Source organism: Flavisericum labens (genome assembly GCF_045446075.1).
Classification (GTDB): Bacteria; Bacteroidota; Bacteroidia; order Flavobacteriales; family Flavobacteriaceae; genus Flavisericum; species Flavisericum labens.
Genome location: NZ_JBJJBQ010000002.1, coordinates 122664 through 146609, shown reverse-complemented (window position 1 = coordinate 146609; position 23946 = coordinate 122664). Strand labels below are relative to the sequence as shown.

At 35.0% G+C, this 23946-nt stretch carries 26 protein-coding genes and 5 tRNA genes; 7 read left to right on the top strand and 24 right to left on the bottom strand.

Features of this window, described 5'->3' with window-relative positions; genetic code table 11:
• Nucleotides 1-93: 93 nt before the first annotated feature.
• The 15 genes from rplL to rpsU all read right to left on the bottom strand — a co-directional run bounded on the left by rplL (nucleotide 94) and on the right by rpsU (nucleotide 6731).
• Nucleotides 94-468, bottom strand: a complete 375-nt coding sequence (rplL, locus tag ACIEHO_RS04230; RefSeq protein WP_406968993.1) for a 50S ribosomal protein L7/L12 — start codon at nucleotides 466-468, stop codon at nucleotides 94-96.
• Between the two features lie 63 nt (nucleotides 469-531).
• The gene (gene rplJ / locus ACIEHO_RS04225; RefSeq protein WP_406968991.1) at nucleotides 532-1053 is read right to left on the bottom strand and encodes a 50S ribosomal protein L10; all 522 of its coding nucleotides are present in this window, start codon (nucleotides 1051-1053) and stop codon (nucleotides 532-534) included.
• Between the two features lie 20 nt (nucleotides 1054-1073).
• Nucleotides 1074-1763: a 50S ribosomal protein L1 gene (rplA, locus tag ACIEHO_RS04220; RefSeq protein ID WP_406968989.1), complete on the bottom strand. Its 690-nt coding sequence runs from the start codon at nucleotides 1761-1763 to the stop codon at nucleotides 1074-1076.
• 19 nt (nucleotides 1764-1782) lie between these two features.
• A complete protein-coding gene (gene rplK, locus ACIEHO_RS04215; RefSeq protein ID WP_406968987.1) occupies nucleotides 1783-2220 on the bottom strand; it encodes a 50S ribosomal protein L11 in 438 nt (145 codons plus the stop codon).
• Between the two features lie 72 nt (nucleotides 2221-2292).
• Entirely contained in the window at nucleotides 2293-2847 is a 555-nt protein-coding gene (nusG, locus tag ACIEHO_RS04210) for a transcription termination/antitermination protein NusG (RefSeq protein ID WP_406968985.1), read from the bottom strand.
• A 24-nt stretch (nucleotides 2848-2871) separates the two neighbouring features.
• Nucleotides 2872-3066, bottom strand: a complete 195-nt coding sequence (gene secE, locus ACIEHO_RS04205; RefSeq protein ID WP_406968983.1) for a preprotein translocase subunit SecE — start codon at nucleotides 3064-3066, stop codon at nucleotides 2872-2874.
• 48 nt (nucleotides 3067-3114) lie between these two features.
• A tRNA-Trp gene (locus ACIEHO_RS04200) sits at nucleotides 3115-3187 on the bottom strand.
• Between the two features lie 63 nt (nucleotides 3188-3250).
• Complete coding sequence (gene tuf / locus ACIEHO_RS04195) at nucleotides 3251-4438, bottom strand: elongation factor Tu (protein ID WP_406968981.1); 1188 nt, start codon at nucleotides 4436-4438, stop codon at nucleotides 3251-3253.
• 66 nt (nucleotides 4439-4504) lie between these two features.
• Nucleotides 4505-4576, bottom strand: a tRNA-Thr gene (locus tag ACIEHO_RS04190).
• A gap of 206 nt (nucleotides 4577-4782) precedes the next feature.
• Nucleotides 4783-4855 (bottom strand) — tRNA-Gly (locus ACIEHO_RS04185).
• 26 nt (nucleotides 4856-4881) lie between these two features.
• Nucleotides 4882-4964, bottom strand: a tRNA-Tyr gene (locus ACIEHO_RS04180).
• A 33-nt stretch (nucleotides 4965-4997) separates the two neighbouring features.
• A tRNA-Thr gene (locus tag ACIEHO_RS04175) sits at nucleotides 4998-5071 on the bottom strand.
• A 101-nt stretch (nucleotides 5072-5172) separates the two neighbouring features.
• The gene (hpf, locus tag ACIEHO_RS04170; protein ID WP_406968979.1) at nucleotides 5173-5475 is read right to left on the bottom strand and encodes a ribosome hibernation-promoting factor, HPF/YfiA family; all 303 of its coding nucleotides are present in this window, start codon (nucleotides 5473-5475) and stop codon (nucleotides 5173-5175) included.
• Between the two features lie 36 nt (nucleotides 5476-5511).
• Nucleotides 5512-6402, bottom strand: a complete 891-nt coding sequence (locus tag ACIEHO_RS04165) for a tyrosine-type recombinase/integrase (RefSeq protein WP_406968977.1) — start codon at nucleotides 6400-6402, stop codon at nucleotides 5512-5514.
• A 134-nt stretch (nucleotides 6403-6536) separates the two neighbouring features.
• Complete coding sequence (gene rpsU, locus ACIEHO_RS04160) at nucleotides 6537-6731, bottom strand: 30S ribosomal protein S21 (protein ID WP_406968975.1); 195 nt, start codon at nucleotides 6729-6731, stop codon at nucleotides 6537-6539.
• A gap of 204 nt (nucleotides 6732-6935) precedes the next feature.
• On the opposite strand from rpsU, the gene ACIEHO_RS04155 reads away from it, so the two are divergent.
• Nucleotides 6936-7382 (top strand): DUF4174 domain-containing protein, encoded by a 447-nt coding sequence (locus ACIEHO_RS04155; RefSeq protein WP_406968973.1) that lies wholly within the window; start codon nucleotides 6936-6938, stop codon nucleotides 7380-7382.
• Between the two features lie 109 nt (nucleotides 7383-7491).
• On the opposite strand, the gene ACIEHO_RS04150 is transcribed toward ACIEHO_RS04155, so the two are convergent.
• From ACIEHO_RS04150 to ACIEHO_RS04125, 6 genes are all read right to left on the bottom strand, one after another.
• The gene (locus ACIEHO_RS04150; RefSeq protein WP_406968971.1) at nucleotides 7492-8661 is read right to left on the bottom strand and encodes an acyl-CoA dehydrogenase family protein; all 1170 of its coding nucleotides are present in this window, start codon (nucleotides 8659-8661) and stop codon (nucleotides 7492-7494) included.
• Entirely contained in the window at nucleotides 8658-9536 is an 879-nt protein-coding gene (locus tag ACIEHO_RS04145; RefSeq protein WP_406968969.1) for a ComEA family DNA-binding protein, read from the bottom strand. Before ACIEHO_RS04145 ends, ACIEHO_RS04150 begins: the two co-directional genes overlap by 4 nt.
• A gap of 19 nt (nucleotides 9537-9555) precedes the next feature.
• The gene (locus ACIEHO_RS04140) at nucleotides 9556-11172 is read right to left on the bottom strand and encodes an alanine/glycine:cation symporter family protein (RefSeq protein WP_406968967.1); all 1617 of its coding nucleotides are present in this window, start codon (nucleotides 11170-11172) and stop codon (nucleotides 9556-9558) included.
• Between the two features lie 106 nt (nucleotides 11173-11278).
• Nucleotides 11279-12298, bottom strand: coding sequence for a potassium channel family protein (locus ACIEHO_RS04135; RefSeq protein ID WP_406968965.1), 1020 nt, complete (start codon nucleotides 12296-12298; stop codon nucleotides 11279-11281).
• Nucleotides 12299-12303: 5 nt separating this feature from the next.
• Nucleotides 12304-12531, bottom strand: a complete 228-nt coding sequence (locus ACIEHO_RS04130) for a PspC domain-containing protein (protein ID WP_406968963.1) — start codon at nucleotides 12529-12531, stop codon at nucleotides 12304-12306.
• Between the two features lie 36 nt (nucleotides 12532-12567).
• A complete protein-coding gene (locus tag ACIEHO_RS04125; protein ID WP_406968961.1) occupies nucleotides 12568-13839 on the bottom strand; it encodes a DUF2851 family protein in 1272 nt (423 codons plus the stop codon).
• Between the two features lie 66 nt (nucleotides 13840-13905).
• Between ACIEHO_RS04125 and ACIEHO_RS04120 the strand changes: the two genes are divergently transcribed.
• Complete coding sequence (locus ACIEHO_RS04120) at nucleotides 13906-14301, top strand: DUF2721 domain-containing protein (protein WP_406968959.1); 396 nt, start codon at nucleotides 13906-13908, stop codon at nucleotides 14299-14301.
• Nucleotides 14302-14382: 81 nt separating this feature from the next.
• Here ACIEHO_RS04120 and ACIEHO_RS04115 read toward each other — a convergent pair whose 3' ends face one another.
• Nucleotides 14383-14874 carry a YkgJ family cysteine cluster protein gene (locus tag ACIEHO_RS04115; RefSeq protein ID WP_406968957.1) on the bottom strand — a complete coding sequence of 164 codons (492 nt, stop codon included), beginning with the start codon at nucleotides 14872-14874 and terminating at the stop codon, nucleotides 14383-14385.
• Between the two features lie 55 nt (nucleotides 14875-14929).
• On the opposite strand from ACIEHO_RS04115, the gene ACIEHO_RS04110 reads away from it, so the two are divergent.
• Complete coding sequence (locus ACIEHO_RS04110; RefSeq protein WP_406968955.1) at nucleotides 14930-15625, top strand: class I SAM-dependent methyltransferase; 696 nt, start codon at nucleotides 14930-14932, stop codon at nucleotides 15623-15625.
• Nucleotides 15626-15650: 25 nt separating this feature from the next.
• On the opposite strand, the gene ACIEHO_RS04105 is transcribed toward ACIEHO_RS04110, so the two are convergent.
• The gene (locus ACIEHO_RS04105) at nucleotides 15651-17381 is read right to left on the bottom strand and encodes a porin family protein (RefSeq protein ID WP_406968953.1); all 1731 of its coding nucleotides are present in this window, start codon (nucleotides 17379-17381) and stop codon (nucleotides 15651-15653) included.
• 58 nt (nucleotides 17382-17439) lie between these two features.
• A complete protein-coding gene (locus tag ACIEHO_RS04100) occupies nucleotides 17440-20478 on the bottom strand; it encodes a tetratricopeptide repeat protein (RefSeq protein WP_406968951.1) in 3039 nt (1012 codons plus the stop codon).
• A gap of 196 nt (nucleotides 20479-20674) precedes the next feature.
• Between ACIEHO_RS04100 and ACIEHO_RS04095 the strand changes: the two genes are divergently transcribed.
• Genes ACIEHO_RS04095 through ACIEHO_RS04080 form a run of 4 tightly spaced genes read left to right on the top strand, consistent with a single transcriptional unit; the run spans nucleotide 20675 to nucleotide 23935 of the window.
• Complete coding sequence (locus tag ACIEHO_RS04095) at nucleotides 20675-21358, top strand: cell division ATP-binding protein FtsE (protein ID WP_406968949.1); 684 nt, start codon at nucleotides 20675-20677, stop codon at nucleotides 21356-21358.
• A gap of 3 nt (nucleotides 21359-21361) precedes the next feature.
• Nucleotides 21362-22099: a class I SAM-dependent methyltransferase gene (locus tag ACIEHO_RS04090; RefSeq protein ID WP_406968947.1), complete on the top strand. Its 738-nt coding sequence runs from the start codon at nucleotides 21362-21364 to the stop codon at nucleotides 22097-22099.
• A 39-nt stretch (nucleotides 22100-22138) separates the two neighbouring features.
• Complete coding sequence (locus ACIEHO_RS04085; RefSeq protein ID WP_406968945.1) at nucleotides 22139-23029, top strand: glycosyltransferase family 2 protein; 891 nt, start codon at nucleotides 22139-22141, stop codon at nucleotides 23027-23029.
• Entirely contained in the window at nucleotides 23030-23935 is a 906-nt protein-coding gene (locus ACIEHO_RS04080) for a glycosyltransferase family 2 protein (protein WP_406968943.1), read from the top strand.
• Nucleotides 23936-23946: the final 11 nt, after the last annotated feature.

Here is a 23946-nt window from a genome sequence, read left to right as displayed (position 1 = left end):
TGAAAGCATATATAATCATTATATACGCAAAATGGTTTAGGTCTTAGAGATTGCTCTCCAGACCTAAACCCTAATGTTTTTGAGTAATTAAGCTTACTTAAGCTCAACCTCAGCTCCAGCCTCTTCTAATTGGGCTTTAAGAGCTTCTGCTTCATCTTTAGCTACACCTTCTTTGATTGGAGATGGTGCGTCATCAACTAAACCTTTAGCTTCTTTTAATCCTAATCCAGTTAATTCTTTAACTAGTTTTACAACAGCTAGTTTAGAACCACCTGCTGCTTTAAGGATTACATCAAACTCAGTTTGAGCTTCTTCAGCTTCACCACCGCCAGCAGGACCAGCAACTGCAACTGCAGCAGCAGCAGCAGGCTCGATGCCATACTCATCTTTTAATATAGTTGCTAACTCATTTACTTCTTTTACAGTAAGGTTAACTAATTGTTCTGCGAAATCTTTTAAATCTGCCATTTTTCTACCGTTTTAATAATTTTTGTAATAATATAATTGTAATAAAGTGCGTACTGCTTTGTACTATCCTTCTTTTTCGGATAGTGTTTTAATAAGTCCAGCTAATGTACCTCCACCCGATTTAAGTGCAGAAATAACATTTTTGGCTGGAGATTGTAGTAATCCTACAATTTCTCCTAACAATTCGTCTTTAGATTTAATCTCTACTAAAGTTTCTAATTGTTCATCACCAATGTAAATAGCTTCCTCAATAAATGCACCTTTTAATAAAGGCTTTTCTGATTTTTTTCGGAAGTTTTTTATCAACTTAGCTGGTGCATTGCCTGCCTCGGCATACATCACTGATGTATTTCCTTTTAAAACTGAAGGAAGCTCTCCAAATTCTTTATCTGAAGCTTCCATCGCTTTTGCAAGTAATGTATTTTTAACAACTGCCATTCTTACGTTAGCCTTAAATGCGGCACGACGTAAATCTGAAGTAGCTCCTGCGTTTAATCCTGAAATATCGGCTAAATAGATATTTGGGTTCTCGGCTAATTCTGCAGTTAAGTCCTCAATTACTTGTGATTTTTCTTCTCTTGTCATAATAAAAGTTTTAACTTAAATTAACCAATTTTAGGATCAACAGCTATACTAGGACTCATGGTAGAAGACATAAAAATGCTCTTTACATAAATACCTTTTGCAGTTGTTGGTTTTAATTTAATTAATGTTTGTAATAATTCATTTGCGTTTCCTGCAATTTTATCAGCACTGAAAGATGCTTTTCCAATAGCAGCGTGAACGATACCGTATTTATCAACTTTAAAGTCAATTTTACCAGCTTTCACCTCGCTAACTGCTTTTGCAACATCCATAGTTACTGTACCAGTCTTTGGGTTTGGCATTAAGCCACGAGGGCCTAATATACGTCCTAAAGGACCTAATTTACCCATAACACTTGGCATAGTAACGATAACATCAACGTCTGTCCATCCGCCCTTGATTTTTTCAAGGTATTCGTCTAAACCAACGTAATCTGCTCCAGCTTCTTTAGCTTCGGCTTCTTTATCTGGTGTTACTAATGCTAATACTTTCATGTCTTTACCAGTACCGTGAGGAAGTGAAACAACACCTCTTACCATTTGATTAGCTTTACGTGGATCTACACCCAAACGTACCGCCAAATCAACTGATGCATCAAACTTTGCATTGGTAATTTCTTTAACTAAGGCAGATGCTTCATCTAATGAATACACCTTCCCATTTTCAATCTTCGCTAAAGCCTCTTTTTGCTTTCTTGTTAATCTTGCCATTTTTTAATGCTTTAATAGATTAAGAAGGAAATTTTCCTGTTACGGTTATTCCCATCGATCTTGCTGTACCAGCAACCATTTTCATAGCAGAACCAATTTCAAATGCATTTAAATCTTGCATTTTGTCTTCTGCTATGGCCTTAACCTGGTCCCAAGATACTTTAGCTACTTTTTTTCGGTTTGGTTCACCTGAACCTTTTTTCACCTTGGCCGCTTCTAATAATTGTACTGCAGCTGGAGGAGTTTTAATAACGAAGTCGAAAGACTTGTCTTTATAAACAGAGATAACTACCGGTAAAACTTTACCAGCCTTATCTTGGGTTCTAGCATTAAATTGCTTACAGAACTCCATAATGTTAACTCCAGCAGCACCTAAAGCGGGTCCAACCGGTGGCGACGGATTCGCAGCACCTCCCCGAACTTGTAACTTAACTACTTTACCTAATTCTTTTGCCATTTTTAATAATTTAGTCTGATACGCTTTCCATTGGAAGCAAAAAACATATCAATTTATATAGTGTAACAATTATTATACTTTTTCAACCTGCATATAACTTAACTCCAATGGTGTTTTTCTTCCGAAAATCTTCACCATTACTTCAAGCTTACGCTTTTCTTCGTTTATTTTTTCGATTGTTCCATCAAATCCATTGAATGGCCCATCGATAACTTTTACTGTTTCTCCTTTTGTAAACGGTATGGCCACATTCGCACTTTCCTCTACGGCTAGCTCATCGACCTTGCCTAACATTCTGTTTACTTCAGATTGTCTTAACGGCACCGGATCCCCTCCTTTTGTTTCACCTAAGAAACCAATAACGTTTGTTACCGATCTAATTATATGAGGAACTTCACCTGTTAAATTAGCCTGAATCATAATATATCCAGGAAAAAACACTTTTTCTTTATGGATTTTTTTTCCGTTACGGATTTGAACCACGCGTTCTGTAGGCACTAATACTTGGTCAACATAATCCTGCAAACCCAATCGTGCTATTTCATTTTCGATGTAGGTTTTAATTTTGTTTTCTTGACCACTTACAGCACGAACTACGTACCATTTTTTTTCACTTACTTCAGACATAAATTCTTCTTTTTTCTGCTTGTTTTAACCAATCCATTGAAAGTAAGCTGCAATCACTTTACTGAACACAGTATCTACGCCCCAAATAGCAAGAGAAAATATAATTGAAAAAACAGCCACTAAAACCGTTAAGCTTTGTCCCTCTGCCCATGTTGGCCAAGTCACGTTGTTTTTCAGTTCTCCGAATGATTCTTTAATATAGTTTACAATTCCTGCCATTTTATTTTTGTTTTATAAATTGAAAAAAAAGAGTTCAACTTATTATCGCACGGGTTGAGAGACTCGAACTCCCGACACCTGGTTTTGGAGACCAGTGCTCTACCAACTGAGCTAAACCCGTAAATATAAGTCAAGGTATTCCGTTTTCCGGAATACCTTAACTTTTATATTTAATTAAACTGTATTAGTCTAATATTTCAGTTACCTGACCTGCACCTACAGTTCTACCACCTTCACGGATTGCAAAACGTAAACCTACGTTCATTGCAATTGGTTGAATCAATTCAACAGTGATAGTTAAGTTATCTCCAGGCATAACCATTTCAACTCCATCAGGAAGAGAAATGTTTCCAGTTACATCAGTTGTACGTACGTAGAACTGAGGACGGTAGTTATTGTGGAATGGAGTGTGACGTCCACCTTCTTCTTTTTTAAGAATGTAAACCTCCGCTTTAAATTTAGCGTGAGGAGTTACAGATCCAGGCTTAGTAATAACCATACCTCTAGAGATTTGAGTTTTCTCAATACCTCTTAATAAGATACCAGCATTATCTCCAGCTTCACCTCTATCTAATATCTGACGGAACATCTCGATACCAGTAATAGTAGAGTTTAATTTCTCAGCACCCATACCAATAATCTCTACAGGATCACCAGTTTTTGCAATACCCGTTTCGATACGGCCAGTTGCTACAGTACCACGACCAGTAATTGAGAATACATCCTCGATAGGCATTAAGAAAGGCTTATCCATATCACGTACAGGCTCTTCAATCCATGTATCACATGCTTCCATAAGTTCCAATACAGTATCCACCCATTTTTGCTCACCGTTAAGTGCGCCTAAAGCAGAACCAGAAACTACAGGACCATTGTCTCCATCGTACTCGTAGAAGTTCAATAAATCTCTAACTTCCATATCAACAAGCTCTAAAAGCTCTTCATCGTCAACCATATCAACTTTGTTTAAGAAAACAACGATACGAGGAATACCTACTTGACGACCTAATAAGATATGCTCACGAGTTTGTGGCATAGGACCATCAGTAGCAGCTACCACCAAAATAGCACCGTCCATTTGAGCAGCACCAGTAACCATGTTCTTCACGTAATCCGCGTGACCTGGACAGTCAACGTGCGCATAGTGACGATTTTGTGTTTGATATTCTACGTGTGAAGTATTAATTGTAATACCTCTTTCTTTTTCTTCTGGTGCGTTATCAATTTGATCGAATGATCTTGCTTCTGAGAAACCTGCATCAGCTAATACTTTAGTAATAGCAGCAGTTAAAGTTGTTTTACCGTGATCTACGTGTCCAATTGTACCAATATTTAAGTGTGGTTTTGAACGATCGAAAGTTGCCTTTGCCATGTTTTTAAATAATTTTTAATCTTAGTTATATAATAATATTAGTGTATCCTAATTTCTAATCAATAGAGCCAATGACGAGATTTGAACTCGTGACCTCTTCCTTACCAAGGAAACGCTCTACCCCTGAGCTACACCGGCATTTTGTGTTTCAGGTTTTGTATTCAAAGCTTCAAGTTTTGATCTAAAAACTAGCTTCTTATACAACTTGAAACCTTTAACTTCAAGTTTTGAGTGGGAGACCGGGTTTACTTCGACTCTGCTCAGTATAAACTTCCCACCCTACTCGTTAATACAATATAAAAACACCTTATTTTAAGTGTTCTTAAATTTGAATGAACTTTTTGAGCGGGAGACCGGGTTCGAACCGGCGACATTCAGCTTGGAAGGCTGACGCTCTACCAACTGAGCTACTCCCGCAATATTTAATTTTTATAAGTTTAATGTGGGGAGAGCAGGATTCGAACCTGCGAAGTTAAAAAACAACAGATTTACAGTCTGTCCTCGTTGGCCGCTTGAGTATCTCCCCGATAAACTTAATTTCAATTTTTTAAAGAACTTGAGCCGATGGAGGGACTCGAACCCACGACCTGCTGATTACAAATCAGCTGCTCTAGCCAGCTGAGCTACATCGGCATTTTTTATACTTTTGAGCATAAAAAAAAGCCCGTTATTTCTAACGGACTGCAAATGTATAGATTTTTTATTTTATTCAAAACATTTTTAAAGAAATTTTATTATAAATGTGTTCTTAATTTTTCTTTTCGTTTTTTAAGCTGTCTTTCTAGGGATGCAACAGCCATATCAGTACCCTCTTCAAAACTTTTACATTGTTTTTTTACCACAAAACTATCACCAGGAACACTCACTCTCGCTTCAAAAATTTTATTTTCTTTTTGACTCGTATTTTCAACCTTTAAAAACACATCTGATTTTATAACCTTATCATAAAACATATCCAATTTATCCATTCGCTTTTGGATAAAGTTTATCAATTTCTGGTCTGCATTAAAATTCACTGATTGCGTGTTTACTTTCATACTAATACTCTTTTTGGTTAGACAATATACATCGCGCTACTTTTTGCTTCTTGGGTGCGCATTAACATGTACTTTTTTTAATTCTGCTATACTATTATGGGTATAAACCTGGGTAGCAGCTAAGCTAGAGTGCCCTAAAAGTTCTTTAACAGCGTTTAAATCTGCACCTTGGTTTAACAAATGCGTGGCAAAAGAGTGCCTGAGTATATGCGGACTCTTTTTTACTTTTGACGATGCCAAACTAAAATAATCATTTATTATTCTGTACACAAGCGTTTCATATATTTTAACTCCCTTTTTCGTTAAAAGCAAATTATTCTCATCTGAAATACTTGGAAGATTAATCCTTTTCTCTAAATAATCAAACGCCGTTTTAACTACTGAATTTAATAACGGAACGATGCGTTCTTTATTTCGTTTTCCTAAAACTTTTAAGGTTTTATTATCAAGATCTAAACTTGACAGCTTTAGCTCTACCAGTTCTATCCTTCTTATACCCGTTGAATAAAAGAGCTCTATAATGAATTTGTTACGTACGCTATCAAAATCATCTCCAAAATTCAAATCGTCCAAAACTGTTTTTATTTCGGCTTCTGAAAATGGCACCTGCACTTTTTTACTGGTTTTTAATGCCCGGTGCTTTCCCAATGGATTGAGATCAATGTCACCAACCTTTAAAAGAAATTTATAGTAGGTGCTTAATGCCGACACTTTTCGGTTAACACTTCTATTGCTCACACCATTTTCTACCAATTGAACAATCCAACTTCTTATCTGCTGATAATTAATCTTTTGGATGGATTTGGTCCCATATTCAGCTTCAATAAATTCCGAGAAACTCTCAATATCCGTTTGGTAAGCCCTAACGGTTAATTTAGAGTAGTTCTTTTCTAACAACAAATAATCTATAAATGGATTTAAGGACATAAAACGTGATAAAGGTTTAAAGTTAAAAGTTTAAAGTGCAACTCACAACTTTAATTTGATTGTGTTCTAATCTGATAATTTGAAGCAAAAAAAATCCCGCTCAAGGCGGGATTAATATTATTCAAAAGATAAATTTATATATCTTCTGCATCTCTTAACTGTTGGATGTACTGTGCTTTTTGAACTTGAGCTCTACGTAAAACAGAAGGCTTATTAAATTGCTTGCGAGACTGCAATGCACGTTTTGTTCCGGTTCTATCGAACTTTCTTTTAAAACGCTTTAACGCTCTATCTATATTTTCTCCTTCTTTAATGGGTATTATTAACATAGTGTCTTAACCTCCTCTCTTTTAGAATTTTCAGGCTGCAAATATAAAAACTAATTTTAAATCTACAATTAAACATTATTTTTTTATAGAAAAAATTAAATCCAGTTTTCACCAAAGGCTTGACAAAGAAAAATTTATACCCTATATTATGTTTATGTTCAACTTGTTTTACCCCCTCACTACTTATAAGTAATAATCTAAGAAATGAAAATAAATATTGCAATCAAATTAATCATAGCCTGTTTTTCATATTTCAATTTTTATGGACAAAACTTGGAAACCCATAAATGGAAGCACAGAATAGTGATTATAAAAGCATCAGAAATAGATTCGAATACATCTCAAAAACAACTTCAAGAGTTTAGGAATTCAACTAGGGAACTAATTGATAGAAAAATAGTAATGTATAAAATTACTGGGGACAAATTTCAATATATTGATTATTCAAATAGTAAGTTAAACCATTCTGGCAAGATATCTGAAACATTGACCAAACGAGTATTGAACAAAAATATAAAGTTTGAAGTACTTCTAATCGGGTTGGATGGAGGAATAAAACTTCAACAAAAAAAGGTTTTAATCAAAGAAAAACTCTTCGAAATAATCGACTCGATGCCCATGAGACAGGCCGAATTAAAAAAACGAGGTTAATTGCAGACGCTTTAAAGAGCTCTACCTAAGTCGCTGGCTTAAACTCCTTTTTATAAACAATAATTTCGGCTAATAATGTTATAACATTTTCGCCAAAACAACAATCATCTTACTTTGTAGCTGGTCGATATTCTTTCTTATCGATTATGATTTTAGCGATAATTTCACGTAAAATTTCTGATGTTCCACCACCAATTGGCCCTAATCGGCTATCACGGAACAAACGAGCCATAGGGTAATCTTCCATATAGCCGTAACCGCCCAAAAATTGCAAACATTGATAAATAACCTCATCGGCCATTTTCGTTGATTTGAGTTTAGACATAGTAGCTTCCTTCACCACATACTCTCCCCTATCCAACCTAAAGGCAACGGAATAATTAAAAGCTTTACAAACCTCCATTTCGGTATATAAGTCCGCAATCGTATGCCTTAAAGCCTGAAACTTATCAATTGAATGACCAAAAGCATGGCGTTCGTTCATATATTCCAGAGCGTACTCTAAAGCATATTCAGCACGGGCATGAGCATTAACTCCCATAATTAAACGCTCTAATGAAAAGTGCTGCATAATATAAGAAAAGCCCTTACCTTCTTCTCCCATTAAATTGTCACTCGGTATTTTTACATTATCAAAAGCTATTTCACCAGTATCAGAAGCACGCCAGCCCAACTTATCCAATTTCGTGGCAGATACCCCTTTGGTTTCCCTATCAATTAAAAATATACTTATACCTTTATTGCCCAACTCTGGGTTTGTTTTGGCAGCTACTACCAAATAATCGCTAATCACCCCGTTAGTGATAAATGTTTTTGAACCATTTATAATGTAGCCGTCGCCATCTTTAACCGCCGTAGTTCTCATTCCTGCTACATCGCTTCCGCCGAAAGGCTCTGTAATGCACAAGCAACCAATTTTATCTCCAGTGATACTTGGTGCTAAATAGTTTTGTTTAATGTCTTCACTTCCTTCTACATTTAAATGCGTCATAGCCAAATAAGCGTGCGCCCAAATAGCGGCAGCAAAACCACCTGAGTTTATTTTTTGAAGTTCTTCAAGTAGAATTACGGTGTAAAACAAATCCAGATTCATTCCTCCATAGGCTTCTGGATAGTTGATACCGAAAAAGCCCATATCGCCAAATTTCTTCCAAATAGAACGGTCGATATTTCCTGTTTCTTCCCACTTTTCTATATGAGGCACCACTTCTTTATTTAAAAAATCTTGTAGGCTTTTTCTAAAAAGACCATGCTCTTCGGTGAAGTACATACTATTCATCTATTTTCTTTTTCAAGATGCAAATATAATTCAATTATCTTTATTTTATTTGAAGGAAAGTTTTTTACTTTATTTAATTCGTCCATTGTTTGAAAGCCTTCGCGCAATTTACGCTGTTCTAAAATATCGGCAGCTAAATCATAATCAATATGTGGAACAGTAACCAATTGATTAACGTTGGCCGTATTTAAATCAATTTTTTCAATATTACCTGGAGTTTTTACTGTAAAATCACTTGTTATTTTCTGAATGACCTCTGGGGTTAAACCGTAAACATCATAAAGCTGAACATCGGCAATAAAACCACCTCCAAGTTTATTTCTAAACTTTAAAATACGCTCTGAAAGCACTTTGCCCAAACCATTTACTTTTTGAAGTTGTTGAGCTGTTGCCTTGTTAAGGTCTATCTTTTGGGCATATGTTTTTGGCTTGTTACTATAAGTTGAATAGTTTGATGTTCGTTTGGGATTGGCTACCCAATCAGGAAATTTAAAATATGGCGAAATAACTGCTAATAAAGAGTCTGAAATTTGAGTAACTTCTTGAAATTGTTCAGGAGAATTAACCCATTTATCCTGTTTTCTAAATTCCAACAACCTATCAATTTCTTCGTTGCTCATTCCTAAAGTTGAGCCTTTAAAATCTGTTATAAAATTGGGGTTAAACGGATAGATTTTTGGCTTGCTCTCTTCTATTTTCACTTGTTTGAGCGAATCTATCTCTTTGATGAATTTTGATAGTTCTTTTTGGTCAACTTGAATGTCCTCAGAAGAAAAGTCGACAAAAAAACAAACACACTGAAATACAATGATAAGGAAGAGCAATAAAAAAATCCCATTTCGCTGTTCTTTAGAAAACTTGAAATGGGATTTCATAATATATTTAGTTTAGTTATTACATATGCTTAGTAAGGTCTTCAGCACCTTCCTCCATAGCTTCTTTCTTTACATTTATGGCTTTCATGTACTTTTTGAGTTCCTTGCTAATAACTGGCGATAATACAACAACGCCGATTATATTCGGCACTACCATGGCAAAAATCATAGCATCAGAGAAATCTATTACTGCTCCAAGACTAATGGATGCTCCCACAACTACAAAAAACAAAAACAGTATTTTATATGCTAAATCACTAATTTTTCCTTTTCCGAACAAAAACACCCAACCTTGCATACCGTAATAAGACCAAGATATCATGGTAGAAAATGCAAATAGAATAACTGCTATGGTCAATATGATTGAGAAATGTGGTATTACCGAATCGAAGGCTGATGCCGTAAACTCAACACCTTCTTTTATTGGGACACCGTATTCCATAAACTGGCCATCAAAATTGGTGATTACAATCACTAAAGCAGTCATGGTACAAATAACCACCGTATCAACAAAAGGTTCCAAAAGTGCCACAATACCCTCACTAGCTGGGTATTTTGTGCGAACGGCAGAGTGTGCAATGGCAGCACTACCAACCCCTGCTTCGTTAGAAAACGCGCCTCTTCTAATACCTTGAATCATCACACCAACCAATCCGCCGGCAATACCTAATCCTGAAAAAGCACCTTCGTAAATCAATCCGAAAGCATCATCAATTAAGTGCCAATTTGCACCCAAAATTATCAATGCCGCCAATACGTAAATACCAGCCATAAATGGCACTACTTTTTCGGTTACCGAGGCAATTCTTTTTATACCTCCTATGATAACGATAGCTACAAAAAAAGCCATTACAATACCAAAATACATGCCTGCGTTTGCACTTTGAAAATCAAACAATTTGATAAATTGCGCCGCTGCTTGATTGGCTTGAAACATATTTCCGCCGCCAAATGACCCTCCAATAACAAAAATGGCAAATAATACGGCGAGTACCCTACCGAAACCTTTCATGCCTTTTTCACCAAAACCTTTGGTTAAATAATACATAGGGCCACCATAAACAGTACCATCGTCACCAACATCTCTATATTTTACACCTAAAGTACATTCGGCAAATTTTGAAGCCATTCCCAAAAGCCCCGCCATTATCATCCAAAATGTTGCGCCTGGGCCACCAATAGATAATGCCACGGCCACACCTGCAATATTTCCTAAACCTACGGTTGCAGAAAGCGCTGCCGTTAAAGCCTGAAAGTGCGATACTTCGCCTTCTACACTTTCATCTCTTATCGTTTCAAAAACATCTCCGCCAGGAGTTTGGTCTCCATATAGGCTATCAACCCCATGCTTTTCGATATCTTCATATTTGCCCTGAACTACACGTATGGCCGTTCTAAAACCAGTAAAGTTTATAAACCTAAAATAAAGCGTAAAAAATACTGCTCCACCAACTAGAACAATTAAAACCCAAGGAATTTGATAGGTTTCTGAAAACGGAACTTCGTAAAAAATAGCATCTACAAACCAACCAGTGTAATCTTTAAAAATCCTATCGATTTTTTCAGAGGTTGTTTCTTGCGCAAAGGTTAAAAATGGAATTAATATTGAAAATATAGAAAGAAGATATTTCTTCATAAATTGTATAATTAGTAAATTATATTTAAAGATTTATTTTAAAAAGTAGCAATATGCTAAAAAAAAATGATCTGTTAAAACTAGTTCTGTTAAAATAGGCAATCCGCTAATCTATGTCGTACTCCGAATTTAGAGCTTCTATTTGCTCTGGGCGACCCAACACAATAATTTTAGAATTTGGAGCTAATCTTAATTCAGCCTCGGGGTTCACAATATATTCACCATTTTCGTTTTTATAACCTATAACAGTACAGCCCGTTTTTCTTCTTAAGTCTAAATCCTTTATTGTTTTGGGTTCTTTGGTGTTGTATAGTTTTTCTACGGCAACCTCTTCTATATTAATATTTGATTTACCAACGATGGACAAATTATCAATAAACTCCATTAAACCGGGCACGACAACTAAGGATGCCATGTGGTCTCCCCCAATTTTATCAGGTAAAATTACATTGTTGGCTCCTGCAAACTTCAACTTCTCATAAGATGATTCATTTGATGCTCTGCTTATAATGCTTATCGACTTATTAAGTTGTCTAGCAGAAAGTACCACGAACAAATTATCAGCATCATTTGGCAAAGCTGAAATAAAACACGAAGCCCTATCTACCCCCGCCATGTTAAGCACCTCATCTTCATTGGCATTTCCAATAACATATGGTACATCGTCAAGTTGAAGACGCTCTTCCACCTCTTTATCCTTTTCAATTACAATAAACTGTTTGTTGTAAGCTCTAAGTTTTCTAGCGGCCTGCTTACCGTTTCTTCCATATCCGCAAATAACAATATGGTTAATATAACTATCTATTTGTTTTTGCATTTTTTTGTATTTTAATTCTTCAATATCGTTTTTGCTTAAAATGTATTCGGTAATAATAGACAGGGCATAACCTACAATAACTACGCTTGCTAAAATTAAGAAAATCGTAAAAATCTTGGATGTATCGTTAAGCGGAACCACCTCGCCAAAACCTACGGTAGTCATAGTAATAACAGTCATGTATAGGGCATCTACCCAAGAATACCCAGAAATCATTTTATATCCGGCAACACCAATTAACAAAATGATTCCAAGTAGAAATACAGCAGTGTAAATTTTGGTTCTAAAGAATCTAATTAGTGGGTTCATAAAGATTACAAATCAAATACCGATGAGCGTTTTGTGTAAACCAAATCTTTTATGCGCATCCAGAAAGCCAAAAATAAATAAAGCGCAAACCCAAAACCAAGTGTTACAAAGGTTAAATACATAAAAGAAGTTCGCACTACTTTTGCCCGAATACCCAATCTATCAGCGATACGCTGACAAACATAGTACCCATGCTTTTGAAAAAACAATAATGGTTTATAGATGTTTTTCATGCTGCAATTTAATATTTAGTTTATTGCTTTAAAAGTTTATTTGTTTAAAAGTTGATTGCCTACAGCACACTGCAAGCATTTATGTTTATCACAATAGCTTGTTTTAAGTTGAATAAGCGCTTGTGAATCGAGTGCAGATTGCGAAATAGAACGTAACCCATTAAACTTTTCTACAATACTATTTTTTTCAGATTTTATGGCTGATGCTACTTTAACTATAGCATCCACTTTGGACTCACCTTTATGTTTAGCATAGCTAAGTTTTAAAGGCAAAATGGTATTGATGACTAATAAATCAATAAATGATTTTGTTAACTTCTTTTCTGAAGATTTGGATTCTTTTTTAAAGGTGTAGTGGGTTTTCCAAAAGTCGGAAGTTGACACATTGAAAATATCATAAAAGTCATCTAAACATTTGGCCTCATTAACTTTTGAAAACAAATTTTGGTGCTCATAGTATAAATTTGCCAATTGAGACAAGCGGATGGTTGGAAAGTTTGGAGGACGCAATCTAAAAAACTGCACGGGGGCAACTTGCCTGTTATTCAATTTAAATTTTTGTTTTAAAAAGTTGTATTCATCCACCAAACTTTTATGGTAAGTTCCTTCGGCATCAGTACTTAACAAGTCGGATTGACCTATAAACAAGGCTTCCAAGGTCAGTAAATTTGATTGTGTTTTCCTAAGAATAGAAAAATCAAATGATTGTGCCATGCTCATAAACGGTTCTCCGTTTACTTTTAGTCCAAAATTTTTGGCTAACATTTTAAACAATACTGCTTCCCAGTCATTTTTTGATGCATCCAGTAATGTTTTAATAGTTTCCGATTTTCTTTCCAAACGTTCAAAAAACAAACGCTCCTTCCAATGGCTTAGAACAAAATCATCAACAGAATTAAAATCATTTTCGCAATTAATCCATCTGTTTTGTCTTGAAAATAACTTATTGTAATTGTCTAAAATGTCATCATCTACATAATCCTTTAACTGGAGAGTTGGAATGGGCGTATTGTCTTTTCTAAACACTTCAGTATCATGCTCCCAAACCACATGTAAAATCACATTATCGTATATAGGGTCTTGCTCGTGGTTATGCAAAAACCAATCGGACGATTTTACATGAATTTCAACATTACCAGCCCACAGTTGGTCATCGATTTTTAATTGGGCATTAAAAAAATCTGGTCCCGAATTAAAATTATGTTGCCCTGTGGAAACCACAGCAATATACTCTCCAGAAGTGGTATTGAAGTTACTAATTTGAAATTTCCTATGTTTCCAAATATAATGTAGGAAGTCTTCTTGCATGTCACTAAAATAGAAAATATTGGGAGTTTTACTTTGAAGTTCTCTAAATTTGAAGAAATTTTTATAATGGAACAACTCACCTTAACCACGCCAGCACTTTTATTTTCGGCCATTTCGCTAATTATGTTGGCCTACACCAATAGATTTATTGCCTATGCAGCTGTTATCAGGGATTTACACGATAAATACTTGAAGAAAAAAGATGAACGGTTAATAAAACAAATAAGGAATTTAAAGAAACGATTGTATTTAACACGAAGCATGCAAATTGCGGGCATTAGCAGTTTGCTTTTGTGTGTACTCACCATGTTTTTAATTTATATCGAGCAGCACATTGTTGCTATTTGGGTATTTGGTGTGGCACTCATTTTACTAATTTTTTCTCTAGCCTTATTAATAAAAGAAATTCAGATTTCTGTAAAGGCCTTGGAACATCATATTAGTGATATTGAGAACGGATAGAATCCCTGTTGTCAAATTGAAGTTAGCATTCGGTATTTATAGATTGGGCCACCAAAGCTAAAAATTCAAACCTAAATAAAATTATTTTATTTTTTCCTTCATGGCCTCAACGATGTTAAAAGCTGCCGGGCAAATGGCCACATTCTTTAAAGTTAAATTAGAAATTTGCTGAAACTTTTTTCGGTCGGTATGAGGAAACTCACGGCATGCCTTTGGCCGCACATCGTAAATGGAGCAATAATTATCCGCTCCTAAAAACGTACATGGCACGCTTTGCAATACATAATCGTTTTCGTCATCAACTCGTAAATAATGCTCAATAAATTGCTGCGGCTTTAACCTAAAGTGTTTTGCAATACGCTCAATATCTTTATCGGTAAACAAAGGCCCAGTAGTTTTACAGCAGTTGGCACACTCCAAACAATCGGTTCGCTCAAATTCGTCGTCATGTAACTCTTGCATCACGTAATCCAAATTTTTGGGTGGTTTCTTTTTTAGCTTCGCGAAGAATTTTTTGTTTTCGTTATGTTTATCTTTGGCGAGCTTTGGGAGATTTTCTATGAAGTCCTGCATGGCACAAAAATAGCACTTTATATGAGATGCTGAAACAAGTTTAGTTTTACAAATTATGAAAGACCTTTTCGGAAAAGCACTGCTCGATTACCAAAACGGAAATTACACCGAAGACATCGTAACCTCAACCAGTATATCGGATGAAGACGAATTGCCCCTGCCCTATTTATTTCGTAATTTTTCTGAAATGCCTAAAATTGAACAGAGAGCGTTAAAACTTTGTAAAGGCTCTGTGTTAGATGTGGGTTGTGGTACAGGAATCCACAGTTTGTACTTACAGGAAAAAGAGCTTAAAGTAAAAGCGATTGATATTTCTGAAGGTGCCATTGAAGTTGCCAAACAACTTGGTGTTTTAAATACTGAAAACATTTCAGTTTTAGATGAAACCGAAACTTTTGACACCATTTTATTACTCATGAATGGCACTGGCATTTTTCAGGAATTAAAGCAAGTTTCAAAATATTTAGAGCATTTAAAAAGCCTTTTGAATACTAGCGGACAAATTTTAATAGACTCGTCCGACATCAAATACATGTACGAAGATGAAGATGGCGGCTATTGGATGGATATGAATTCTAGTTATTATGGCGAACTCGATTATTTTTTAAGCTATAAAGGCGAAAAAGAAACCCCAATGAAATGGCTGTACTTAGATTTTGATACTTTAAAGCTAGCTTGTGAAACCGTTGGACTGAAATGTGAGCTCATTACCAAAGGAGAGCATTTTGATTATTTGGCGCAGCTGGGTTAATCTGTCATTCCCGCGCAGGCGGGAACTAGAAATCAAACTTATAAGTTGCTCCAGCTAAAAACTGAATGCTCTGCACCGGGAAATTCTGCCATTTTTGGTAAGCTTTGTCCGCTATATTATTCACTTTTGCAAAAATGGAAAATTGCTCGTTTATGTGGTAGCCCACATGTGCATTGGCATCAAAATAACTATCTAAAACTGTTGGCTCAAACGAAGTTGGCGTTAACCCCTGCAACTCTAAAATGTCTTTGCGTTCGCCAATATAAAATAAATTAGCTCCAGCAAACCAGCTTTCGTCAATTTGATAATCCATAAATAACGAACCTTTAAAATCTGGCAGGTTCCACGCTTCGGCTTCACCATCGGTGTCATAAGCAAAATACTCAGCCTTTAATCCTAATTTAAAATTTCGATTCACATCAGCACTAATTTCTCCCGAAACACCAAAGGTATCCACATTATCATAAACAATTCCAAATGAATTTCCGTAGTCATAATCGTTTTCTGGGGCAACATCCTTTATTACATTGGTTTTATAAAGCGCTTTATTTCTTTCGGAAATATATTTTCCAGCAATATTATAGCTCATGTTACTAGAAATCTTACCCTTTAAACCTACATAAGCGTTGTAAAGTTGATCGGTAGGCATTATAAACAAGGTTGGCGAAACAAACGAATTTGCATTAGCAAAACCATGATAAGAATTTTGAATTAAATCCCCTTGAATACCGCCGTAAGCAATTAATACATTGCTCACCAAACGATACGATGCTGTAATATTTGGATAAATATAAAACTTGCTTTCACCAGAAGGCCTATCGTTTAAATAGGCTAAAGACACACCCAAATTAAGCGTTAAATCGTCTTGCTTTATTTGATAAGTTGGTGAAAGGTTTATGGTGAAATTACCATATTCCAAAGTTTCATCAAATGTATAACTCCTATCAAACTCGCCACCCAAATAATCAATTTTTAATTCGGTTGAAATTTCTTCATCATTGATAGGCACATCTACTTTTCCTTTTAAAACCAACCTATTTTCACCAGAGCCCTGGTTATCGCTAAACCGTCTAAACAGAAAACTTCCGGAATTAATATATGTATCTTCAAACGAGATATCGCCACCAAAATGGGCATCAAAAAACGAGTGTCCAACATCAATGTCATTTGTCTGTGCTTGAGTAATTTGAGATTCAGGAACACCATACCAATTGTACATTTGGTGTTGAAACCCTACCTCGGCATTCCATGACAAATACCTCAATCTGCTCGAATAATTTACGTTTACCTTTGAATTTGAAAAATTATCTTCAAACTGAACACCTTCAATGTCTCCGCCAGACGAATGATGACTCACATAACCGCCAACACTTTCGTTTCGGCTTATGGCATGGTTCAAATATACTTCGCCCAAAAGAGTGGTATAACTGCCCAAACCGAGGGTGGCATAATTATCAAATAGTTTAACGGGTTTTACTTTTTCAACCACTGCTGCTTTTCCTTTTGCTGGCGTAAAGGTTGATGCTACTGGAAACGAAAAAATGTTATACTTAACGTCCTTTTTTGTTTCGGTGGTTTCGTCATCCAATGATGGGGTTTCCTTTACCTTAAAGGCATCCGAAATGGTTGGCGTATATGGTTTTACCACGTCGATAACGCCAGTTTCTAGTGTATCAGAGGCTTTTCTTTGGGAAAATGCCAAAACGACATTTAGTAAAAAAACAACGGTAAATATATGTTTTGGGTACTTGCGCATACTTTATTTTTTAATCTTAGGATTGATGAATTTTTCTATTATTTAGATTCCAAGAAAACTAATCTTGTGGTTGGATTGATGAATTGGTTTTGGCTTCCTCTGTTTTTATTTTATTTAATTCGGTTTTGGCTTCGGCCACTACTTCATCAAACTCTGGAAAATTTTGAATAACACTTTCTAAAATATAAGTGGCTTGAAAAGCGTCATTCAACGCATAAAAATTCTTAGCCATAAGTACCAAACCTTTAGCACTGTAATATTTATATCCTGAAAAATCTTTAGCTAATTTTTGAACTGTTGCATTTGAAGTTTCATATTCCCCTTCCTTATTTTTATAGTAAGCATTGAAGTATAAGGCTTCGGCAGCAGTTTCACCTGTAGCAACTTTTTCAACTTGCGTATAGGCATTTTTCGCTTTAGACTCATCACCCGTTTTCATGGCAGAGCGTGCTATAATGATGTGAGCGTCACCTTTTATCTTGTTATCTATTTTTGAACTTCCCAGTACTTTTTCGGCATAAGAAACCGCTTCAACATAATTTTCCGATTGGTAATGGGCTTTCATCATGTTAGATTGCGCAAATATCACATTTTGAGGAAAATTGGCCTCTCCCTCCAATCTCCGTAAGAGTGGCATGGCTTTTTCCCAGCTTTTCTTTTCTAAATAAAACTGCGATAGTCGGGTTAAGGCTTCCTCGGTATATTCACTTTGCGGTGCATCAACGATGTACTGGTAATGTGGCGCGGCATTTTCTTTCAATCCTTTTTTATAATAAAGTTGCGCCACATAGAAGTGAGCATTTAAGGCGTGCAGACCATTTGGAAATTGGCTTAAATAGCCATTAAATTGTTTGATGGCCTTATCGGTATTGTTATCCAAATATTGTTTTTCTGCAGCTTCGTAGGTGGTATCGTCCAACTCTTTATCGGTTACCTCAACATAATCCAAGGTTTTTACCCATGCAGCATAATCGTCCACCCAACCTAAATCAATATAAATTAATCGCGCTGTTGAAACGGCTTGAACCGCTTCAGGTGAACCCGCATAATCCCCAGCCACTTTTTTAAACTTGGTTAAAGCTCGCTCATTTTCGCCACCGTTATAGTAAACCAAACCTTGGCGCAATAACGCTTTGGGCACAAACGAACTCATACTATATTCGCTGGTCAATTGGTCGTAAGCCTGCATAGCCTTTTGGGTTTCATTGGCTTTCACATAAGAGTTCCCCAATTCATAAAGTGCATCGTCACGTAATTTCGATTTTGGATAATCTGAAATAAAACGCTGTAATTCATTAATTTTTTGGGAAGATTGCCCTGTATAGCCCACGCTAATGGCCTTTTGAAAGGCTGGGTAATCAGATTCTATTTCGCTAAGCTGAATAGCATTTTGATAGGCTGAAACGGCATTTTGGTATTGGCTGGACACAAAATAGGTATCGCCCAAACGCAGGTAAGCATCGTTTCGTCTTAAGTTATCGCCTCGTTTTTCTGTAATAAATTGATTGAAATGCTCGATAGCTTTTCCATAATTTTTCAATTTGAAATAGGTGTAAGCCAAATTATAATCTAAATTTTCAAATTCAGATGCTGATGAAGCTTCCGTTTGCTGCTTAAACTGCTTAAAACCGATGAGAGCGTCATCGTAATTAGTTAAATTATAATCAGTTTCTGCTTTCCAAAATGTTGCCCGTGCCGTATAAATAGCATCTTGTGGTTCACTTAACGATTCATCAAAAAGTGCTTCTGCTTCTAAAAAATCGCCTTCGTTATAAAGTTCCAGTCCTCTGTAAAATGCTACTTTTTGGTAAGCCACTTTGTTATCAAAACTCTTTTTGTTTTTTAAAAGGTTTAACGCTTCCTTATAGTTTTTTGAAGTGATATACGAATCAATCAGAAGTGTTTCAACTTCTTCTTTATAAGCAGTATTGGGATATTTCTCTAGATAGCCAGCCAACACCTGAGGCGCTGGTTGGTAAGGGTTGCCAATCTCGTAACTTATTTTTGCGTAATTGAGCCATGCATCCTCTTGAATTTTTATATTGAAATCCATTTGAGAGGCATTTCTAAAGGCATTTAATGCTTCTTGCTTTTTATCTAAATTAATATAACTTTCTCCCAAATGATAGTAGGCATTTTGCGCAATGGCATTGGTACCACCCACTATTTTATTGAATTCTGAAATAGCATTTTCGTAATCTTTTTGCTTGTAACAGGCATAACCCAGTTGGTAGTAATCGGTGTTGTTCCATTTACCGCTTCGGTCTCTGGCTCCCTTTTTTCCTTTATATTCCTTTAAATACGGAATAGCCTCGGCATATTGCTCTAAATTGAAGTAGCTTTCTCCAATAATCTTTGAGAGTTCTGAAACTTCGTTTTCGTCGCTTTTATTTAATTGCGCTTTGGCCAATTCAATGGCTTTTTCAAAATTTCCGAGTTTAAAATTTAAATCGGCTTGGTAATAGGACAGTTTTTCTTTGTATCGCTCCTGGTCTCTTACTTGATCAAAATACTCGTTAGCTTGCTCATAATCATCCCCCTCATAGGCCATAAAACCAATATAATATTTAGCCTGCGAACCATATTCTTGTGAACTTTCAACACGGCTTAAATACTTTTGTGCGTCTTTATATTGCTTCGTGGTGAACGCTGTGTAGCCATTATTGAAATAGAACTTTTCCTTTTCTTTTCTGCCTAAACCGTTTTCATCTACCTTATCGTACCACTTTCTGGCGTACGCGTATTTTCCGTTGGCAAAATAATAATCGGCCACATCTACATAAGCCGTATTTGTTTTAGTACTTGTTGGGTACTCTTCAACGAAATCTTCAACCAACTGGTCGGCATTTTGCTGGTTTAAACGTACAGCACAATTCGCAATGTAATAGGCACAATCTGATTGTAAATTGTTTTCCTTAGTGGTTTTTTTTACGTTTTTGAATAGGGTTTGTGCCGCTTGGTATTGCTGATTATTGAAAAGCGACAACGCCTTTTGGTAATCTACCAAGTTACTGGTATATACAGCAGACTTCTGGGCTATTATATGAAAACTAAAACTGATTATCGCTAGAAACGATATGATGCTTTTTTTAGCCATTAATGATTTTATTTTTTATTTGAACCAAAGATAAATTAATCTGAAATCTATAACGAAAGAATCGTGCCATAATTATAAAACGAAATTTTAAATATTAATTTTTGAGCAAAAAATAAACCAAAGTTTTGTGCGTTAGCTTTATGGTTTAACATTTTAGTAATACATTTACACAGCTTAAAATCAAATTATTTATCACATGTCCAATCCGATTTTAAAATTAAAAGACGCATCTATTTTTCAAGGTGATAGCTTGGTGCTTTCCAATGTTAACGTTGATGTTAACAAAGGCGATTTTGTTTATTTAATTGGTAAAACGGGAACTGGAAAAAGTAGTTTTATGAAAACCCTTTATGGGGATTTACCTTTAACTGAAGGAGAAGGCCATATTGTTGATTTTGATTTAAAAAATTTAAAAGAAAAAGACATCCCTTTTTTACGGCGTAAATTAGGCGTAGTTTTTCAAGATTTTAAGTTACTTACCGATAGAACCATAAACGATAATTTACTTTTTGTTCTAAAAGCTACTGGGTGGAAAGATAAAGAACAAATGAACACCCGTATTGAAGAAGTTCTAACCAAAGTGGGCATGAAAACCAAAGGATTTAAGTTTCCCCATGAACTTTCTGGAGGTGAACAACAACGTGTTGCCATTGCGCGAGCATTACTCAATAATCCAGAACTTATTTTGGCCGACGAGCCCACTGGAAATTTGGACCCGCAAACCAGCGTGGAAGTTATGGAAGTTCTTCAAGACATCAACAAAAATGGCAATACCATACTCATGGCAACGCACGACTATGCTTTACTGCTAAAATACCCAAGTAAAACCTTAAAGTGTGACGACAATCAAGTTTATGAGGTCGTGCAAAGAAAAGCATAAGGTATGTACAATTCTTTAAAAAAAACATTAAAGGCCATTGTGCCGAAAAAGTTTTTATTTAAAAATGAAATGGTTTTAAGGAAGTTCTATGGCTTTTTCTATTTAGGAAAAAACCACCAATGCAATATTTGCGACCATAAACTAAAAAGCTTCATTGTTCTAAAAAATGGAGACCTACTATGTCCATTTTGTGGAAGCTTATCTAGAAATAGAAGGTTATGGGCCATGTTAAATCAGAACAACAAAAATGGCAATTGGCTACATTTTTCACCTTCTAGAAGTTTATACAGAAAGTTAAAGGCAAATTCAGAAATTAATTATTTCAGTACCGATTTTGAAGATGAATTTTTAGCTGACTTTAAATTCGATATTACTAAAATTGACCAAGAAAATGAAAAGTTTGATAGCATTATATGTTATCATATCTTGGAGCATATAGAAAATGACGATTTGGCCATGAAAGAACTTTATCGCGTTTTAAAACCAAACGGGAAAATTTATATTCAAACACCTTTCAAAGACGGCGAAATCTATGAAGATAAAAGTATCATAACACCCAAAGCACGCGAGAAACATTTTGGTCAGAATGATCATGTTCGGATTTATTCGGTAGAAGGGCTTAAAAAAAGACTAGAAAGTAATAATTTAATAGTAGAAGCAATCACTTTTGAGGAAAACGATAGCGATCTTTATTATGGACTTGATTCACCAGAAACGATAATAATTGCAAGAAAACAATAATTACTTTATTTTCCGAGTACTTAAAAAAGTGAAAATTTAATGCTTTCCATATTAATTCCAACATACAACTACAACGTTTACCCATTGGTTTGCCAGTTAGAAAAACAAGCTAGTGAAGCCAATGCTGTTTTTGAAATCATATGCATCGATGATGGCTCAAATTCAGAATCTAATCGAGAAAACAATAAAATAAACACACTATCTTCATCGCGCTTTATAGCAAACACAGAAAATTTAGGGCTAAGCAATAACAGAAATTTATTAGCCTCTAAATCAAAATATGAGAACTTGTTGTTTATTGACGGTGATTCTTTACTGCCAAATAATGATTTCATCAAAAATTATTTAGAAGCATTAAAACAAAAAACTCAAGTTGTTTATGGAGGAAGAGTTCACCCAGAAACGGTTGAGCCATCCAGAAAATTGCGCTGGAAATATGGAAGGTTTCGTGAAGACCAAAGCGCTGTTCAAAGAAATAAAAACAAATATAAGTGTACCCTATTCAACAACACATTGGTAAAAAAAGTACTTTTTGAAAAAATTGGTTTTGAAAAAAAAATTACTGAATACGGACATGAAGACACTATTTTTGCTTATGAACTAAGTTTAAGAAAAGCCAGAATTTTACATATTGACAATCCCGTTTTACATGGTGATGTAGACTATAACGAAACCTACTTTATAAAAACAAAAAAGGGTCTTCAAAACCTCAACTATATTTATAAAGCACAATTAGTAGACCCGTCTTTTATTACTTTTTTAGTATATTTTGAAAAGATTAAAAAAGCTAAAATGAATTATGTGCTATCCTTTTTTTACAAATCATTTTCTGGTCTTTTAAGAAAAAATTTAATTTCTAATCAACCTTCATTGCTTGTTTTTGATATATTTAGACTAAGTTATTTTTGCAGTATAAACCTAAGAAAATAGATGCCGTATTTTTCTGTTGTCATACCTTTATATAATAAAGAAAAATTTATTGAAGACACCCTTAAAAGTGTACTAAATCAAACTTTTAATGATTTTGAAGTTATAATAGTTAACGATGGCAGCTCAGATAATAGCTTATCCATAGTAGAGCAATTTAAAAGTGAAAAAATAAGACTTTTTACTAATAAAAACCGTGGCTTGTCTTACACAAGAAATTTTGGAATAAAAAAGGCAAAATCCCAATACATTGGGTTTTTGGATGCAGATGATTTATGGGCTAACGATTTTTTGGAAACTGTTTACAACTCTATAAAAGAACACCCACAAATTCTTGTTTACGCAACAAAAGTAAAACCTTTTCGTAACGGCAAGGACGTTTTAACTACAAAAAAAAATAAGTTTACAAAGGATATTGTTATTTCCGATTTTGCATCTCACATAAAATTTCCTCTAGGATTAAGTTCGTTGGTTGTCAAAAACACAATATTTAAAGAAGTTGGTTTTTTTGATGAGACCATAAATTATGGTGAAGAACATGATTTTTTTATAAGATGCTTTAAAAAGCACGATTTAGTTTACATTAACAATTGTAATTCGTATTATAGAATAGGTATAGATAATCAACTAACAGCTCCCAACAAGAATTTTAAACGCATCATTCCAGAATATGAATCGTACTTAATAGATAATACCAAACCAGGGCTTAAAATATACTTAGATAATATTCATTATCTTTTTATGGTTCTTTTTAAAGCAGAAAGAAGTAAAGAGAAAGTTCTTTTTTATAAAAAGAAAATAGATGTAAAAAACTTAAGTTTTGTTCAAAAAATAAAATACTACATACCTACTTGGGCATTCTATTACAGCAAAAGAATTTATATTTGGTTGCGAAAATGTTTGTTTTAAACTCAGCTTCA